Here is a 5257-nt window from a genome sequence, read left to right as displayed (position 1 = left end):
GGCCGGGCCGCTCCACGCCGCGGCGACCGCGACGGCGAGCAGCCCGGCGACGAGGGCGGCGGTCACCGCCCGCCCGATGTAAAGGGCGCCGAGCGCCGTGTGGGTGCGTGCCATCGCCGCGCCGGGGACGGCGTAGACATAGGGCTCGTAGGTCCCGACATAGCTCAGGGCCCGCGTCGCCGTCGGGCGGGGATGCGGCCGGTCCAGGCAGCTCACCGACAGCCAGTTGCGGAACAGGTTGCAGGGGAAGCCGGCCCGACCCGGGTCGAGACCGGTCGGCAACCGGAAGACCCGGCTGTTGCGGTTGATCCAGTCGATTCGCTCCGGGGCCCCGGGCTGCGCGCCGAACGCCGGATGCGCGAGCTGCCCTGGCGTGCCCGACCACTGGCCGGTGCCGGCGCCGACCTCCTTGACGAAGTTCGCCGGCTCGTCCGGCCCGAAGCCCGGCGCGTTGCTGCCGACCCACGCCGCGAGCAGCAGGCCGAACGCCGCCACGAGCAGGAGCCGGGCGAGCCGGCCACGACGATGCATGCTCGACGTCCCCCGCCCGCGCCCCGGCGGGCGCGCAGACTGCCGTCCGGGGCGGGCGTTCTCACCCCATGTCACGACAAGTATGGGCGACAGCGACGGATCGGTCGCCGGGTGGCGCCCGGATCCGCCCATTCCGGGCGGCGCGAACCCGCCGAAGGGGGCGGTTTCTATAGCCTTCTGTCCTAGATGTTCCCTACATCCATACCTGGGCTATATGTACCCGATGTCCTGCGACGGCGGTCCGCCCGATCCCTGGGGCAGCGCCGGGCGTTGCTGTCCAATGGTTACGCGTGACTGGGTGGACCATCACAGAAAGAAACTCGTCCGCCGTCCGGATCGTTGGGTTCAGTGCAAAGCCCGTCACCATCCGCGGTAGACCAGGTGGGCGTCGCGTGCCGCCGACTGCTGGTAGTGACCAGGACGAGAACCATCGTCTACGACGCCACCCTCGGACCACCCGTTCGGGTGACCCCCAGCCATCGCGCCGATCCTCGAGGAGTTGGACATGACCCCACCGGTCACCCCACCGTCGCCGTCTCGGCACAGCCACTCGCCGCCCATCGAGGCAAGCCGAACCAGCCAGCCGCGCGGCTCGCGCCGGTCGCGGCGGGCGGCCGCCCCCCGCCCGGGGTGGCGCCCCGACCTGCAGGCCTCCCTCGTCGTCTTCGTCGTCGCCCTGCCGCTGTCGCTGGGCATCGCCGTCGCCTCCGGTGCCCCGGTCGCGGCCGGCCTGCTCGCCGCGGTGGTCGGCGGCATCGTCGCGGGATCCCTCGGTGGCGCCCCGTTGCAGGTCAGTGGCCCCGCCGCGGGTCTGACCGTGATCGTCGCCGATCTCGTCAACACCTACGGGTGGCGGGTCACCTGCATGATCACGGCGGCCGCCGGCCTGCTGCAGATCCTGCTCGGCCTGTGCCGCGTCGCCCGAGCCTCTCTCGCCGTCTCACCCGCCATCGTCCACGGCATGCTCGGCGGCATCGGCCTCACCATCGTCCTCGGCCAGATCCACGTCGTGCTCGGCGGGAAGGCCGACAGCCACGCCCTGGAGAACATCCGGGCAATACCCGAGGCGATCACGAGCCCGCACGGTCCGGCGACCGTCGTCGGCCTGGTCACGATCGCGACGATCCTGCTCTGGCCGCGGCTGCCGCAGTCCGTCCCGGGGGCCGTCCGCCGCCTCCCGGCCTACCTCATCGCCGTCGTCGTGGGCACCGCGTTCGCCGCCACCGTCGGTTTCGACGTCCCGCGCGTCGACCTGCCCGCCTCGCTGTTCGACTCGATCGCCCTGCCCGAGTTCCCCCACGGCGACTGGTCCGGCATCGCGCTGGGGATCTTCACCGTGGCGATCGTCGCCAGCGTGGAGTCGCTGCTGTCCGCCGTCGCCGTCGACCAGCTCGCGACCTCGAAGGGCTGGCGGGGGCCGCGGGCCGACCTGGACCGTGAGCTGCTGGGCCAGGGCTCGGCCAACCTGATCTCCGGCCTCATCGGCGGTCTGCCGGTCACCGGCGTCATCGTGCGCAGCTCGACCAATGTCATCTCCGGCGGGCGCACCCGTGCCTCGGCGATCCTGCACGGCGTCTGGGTGCTGGCGTTCGCGCTGTTCCTCGGGTTCGCCGTGGAGTGGATTCCGCTGGCGGCCCTGGCCGGCCTGCTCGTCGTCGTCGGGCTGCGGCTGGTCGACGTGGCCCATCTGCGCCATGTCCGCCGGCACGGCGAACTGCCCGTCTACCTGGTGACGCTGGTCGGCGTCGTCTCCCTGGACCTGCTGCAGGGCGTCGCGCTGGGGCTGGTCACCGCGCTCGGCCTGGTCCTGCGTCGGGTCCTGTGGTCCAGCATTCACCTGGTGCGCTCCGGCGAGCTGTGGCAGGTCGAGGTCGAGGGGACGCTGAGCTTCCTGTCGCTGCCGCGCCTGGCCCGCGTCCTCGGCCGGATCCCGCGCGGCGCGCCCGTCTCGATCGAGCTCATCGTCGACTACCTCGACCACGCCGCCTTCGACCATCTGCGCGGCTGGTGCGCCAACCACGAGGCGTCCGGTGGGGCGGTCAGCGTCGACGAGATCGGCCAGGTCTGGTTCCGCCGGACCAACCACTCCGAACGCCGCCGCTCGGTGACCCCGGACCTGCCGCGCTGGTTCGCCCCCTGGTCGCAGTGGCAGGAGCTGGAGCAGCTCGCCGACCCGCTGGCCGGGACGACCGACAGCGCGGCACCGGCCGCCGTCCAGGTCGACCACGTGGGGACGCTGCTCGTCGGCGTCAACGAGTTCCACCGCCGCGCCGCGCCGCTGCTGCGCGGCACCTTCGACGGTCTCGCCGGCGGCCAGCAGCCCTCCGCGCTGTTCCTCACCTGCGCCGACTCGCGGATCGTCCCCAACATCATCACCAGTAGCGGCCCGGGTGACCTGTTCACCGTCCGCAACGTCGGCAACATCGTCCCGCGCCACGGCGATCATCGTCCGCCGCTGGGCCGGCCGCTGGCTCGCGACCTCGGCCGTCTTCTGGCGGCCGGGCCGGGCGGCACCGGCGTCGGGATGGCCTCAGGCGTCGGCATGGCTGCCGGCGTGAGCATCGCTCCCGGGGTCGAGCTGCCACCCGGCGCCGCCTCGGGGACGCGCTTCGGGCTGCCGGCAACCGGCGACCTGTCCGTCACCGCCGCGGTGGACTACGCCGTCGACGTGCTGCGGGTGCCGGCGATCGTCGTCTGTGGCCACTCCGGCTGCGGCGCCATGAACGCGCTGCTCAGCGGCGCGCTGCAGGGTCAGCCGGAGTCGGCGCTCGCCGGCTGGCTGTCCCACGCTGCCGCGTCGCTCACCCGCACGCCCCCGCCGGGCACGGAGGATCTTGCGCCGGTCGAACGCCTCGGCCGGGCCAATGTCGCCCAGCAGCTGGACAACCTGCGCGAGCACCCGGCCGTGCGCCGGGCCCTCGAGGACGGCACCCTCGAGCTCGTCGGCATGTACTTCGACATCGGCGCCGCACAGATCTCGGTCCTTGACGAGGCGACCGGACGCTTCATCGACCCGGCGGATGCCCGGGCCAAGGCCCCCGCCGACCAGGGCCCGGGCCGGCGTTGGGACACGCCGGCACGCGGACTGGCGGCGGTCGCGGGCTCGCGGACCACTGCCGGCCCCGCCGAGCAGGCAGCGCCGTCCGCATCGGGCGGACGACGCGGGCGGAAGCTGCACTCGCCGGACTAGCCTCGGCGGCGGCCGCGTCCCGCCGCCTCCGAGCCTCCGCCTGCGGGCCTGCGGGGCTTGGGGCCGAGTGAATCCCAGCCAGGGTGGCGGATTGCGGTGCGTTGTGTTCGGTTCAGGGCGGTAAACCGTACCAATCGCACCGCAATGCGTGCCGCCCGCGGCAGTGGGCCGTCGTCGGGCCGCTGCCCGTCCCGGTCAGCGCGGGTGGCCCGGCGGCGCCGGCGATGCAGGTACCGCAGATCGCGAACAGAAGCGCGCTGAAGCCCGATCACGCGTTCGCGTCACCGCGGCCCGGGACCGCCCTCGGCTCCGGCGGCGCGACCACCGGCGAGAGGGGAGAGGCGGTCGAGCATCGCCGGCAGCTCGCCGGTGTGCAGGACGCCGAGGGACCGCGTCGCCCGGGTCAGCGCGACGTAGAGGTCGTGCGCGCCGCGCGGGGACTCGGCGAGGACCCGGTCCGGATCCACCACGAGCACCGTGTCGAACTCCAGCCCCTTGGCCTCCCGGATCCCGAGCACGACGACCGGCGCGGACAGCCGGGCGCCACCGCCGGTCTCGGCGGTCGGCACAGCGGCCCGTACCGCGGCGGTCAGCTCGGCGAGCCGCCCCGCCGGCACCAACACGGCCAGCTGACCGGCGCTGCGCCGGTCCAGCTCGGCCAGGACCGTCCGGGCGAGCACCGGGCCGAGCTCACCCTCGGTCACCCGAAGCCGCCACGGCTCGACGCCGAGCGTCCGCACCGACCGCGGCGGCTCCTGCGGCGGTTGCAGCGTCGCGAGCACGTCGGCGGCCACCGCCATGATCTCCGCGGGGGTGCGGTAGTTCACCGTGAGTGACTCCTGCCGCGGCCGTGGGCCCGACGCCGTGTAGGGGGCGAGGACACGCTCCCACGACGTCGTGCCGGCCGGGTCGCCGGTCTGGGCGATGTCCCCGACGATCGTCATCGACCGGGTCGGGCAGCGGCGCATCACCATCCGCCAGGCCATCTCCGAGAGCTCCTGCGCCTCGTCGACGACGACGTGACCGAAGGTCCACGTCCGGTCGGCGAGCGCCCGTTCGGCGATGGTCCGAAGGTCGACGTCCTCGTGCCGGTCGGCGAGCCGGCCCGCGTCGATCAGGTCGGTCGCCATCATGATCTCGGGGTCGTCCTCGACGTCGCGGGAGATGATGTCGAGGACGCCCTGGGCGTAGGCGACCCGGGCCAGCCGGTCGCGCAGCGCCGCGGCGCGGGCCGCGCGGTCGTCCTCACCGAGCAGCTCGGCCGCCTCGTCGAGCAGCGGAATATCCGCCGCGGTCCAGCCGCCGGCCGGTCGTGGCCGCCCAGCAATGCTGGCTGCGTCGCCGTCGCCGTCGCCGCCGCCATCGCCGTCGCTGTCGCTGTCGCGGCGACCGTCGCCGTCGTCGTCGGCCGAACCGTCATGGTCACCGTCCGTACCGGTCTCGTGCCCGCCGTTCGCGCCGGCGCGGCCGTCCACCTTCGTGCCGCCGTCGTCGCCGGGGCCGGATGACGCCGCGGTGCCGGCGGTGGCGTCGCGC

At 74.0% G+C, this 5257-nt stretch carries 3 protein-coding genes; 1 reads left to right on the top strand and 2 read right to left on the bottom strand.

Features of this window, described 5'->3' with window-relative positions; translation table 11 throughout:
- Positions 1 to 531 (bottom strand): DUF2142 domain-containing protein (locus tag ND748_RS24620; RefSeq protein ID WP_251748357.1); only part of this gene is annotated, 531 nt, incomplete at its 3' end.
- Between the two features lie 505 nt (positions 532 to 1036).
- Between ND748_RS24620 and ND748_RS24615 the strand changes: the two genes are divergently transcribed.
- On the top strand, positions 1037 to 3721 hold the full coding sequence (locus ND748_RS24615) for a bifunctional SulP family inorganic anion transporter/carbonic anhydrase (RefSeq protein ID WP_251748355.1): 2685 nt from the start codon (positions 1037 to 1039) through the stop codon (positions 3719 to 3721).
- A gap of 281 nt (positions 3722 to 4002) precedes the next feature.
- Here the strand turns inward: ND748_RS24615 and ND748_RS24610 are convergent.
- Positions 4003 to 5257: ATP-binding domain-containing protein (locus ND748_RS24610; protein ID WP_251748354.1), on the bottom strand; the 1255-nt coding region annotated here is incomplete at its 5' end.

It is taken from the genome of Frankia sp. AiPs1, from assembly GCF_023716945.1.
Taxonomy (GTDB): domain Bacteria; phylum Actinomycetota; class Actinomycetes; order Frankiales; family Frankiaceae; genus Frankia.
This window is presented reverse-complemented; position numbering and strand designations above follow the sequence as displayed.

Excerpts from the sequence above, each read along its gene's own strand:
- ND748_RS24615 (WP_251748355.1), top strand. The coding sequence starts at position 1,037 with ATGACCCCACCGGTCACCCCACCGTCGCCGTCTCGGCACAGCCACTCG.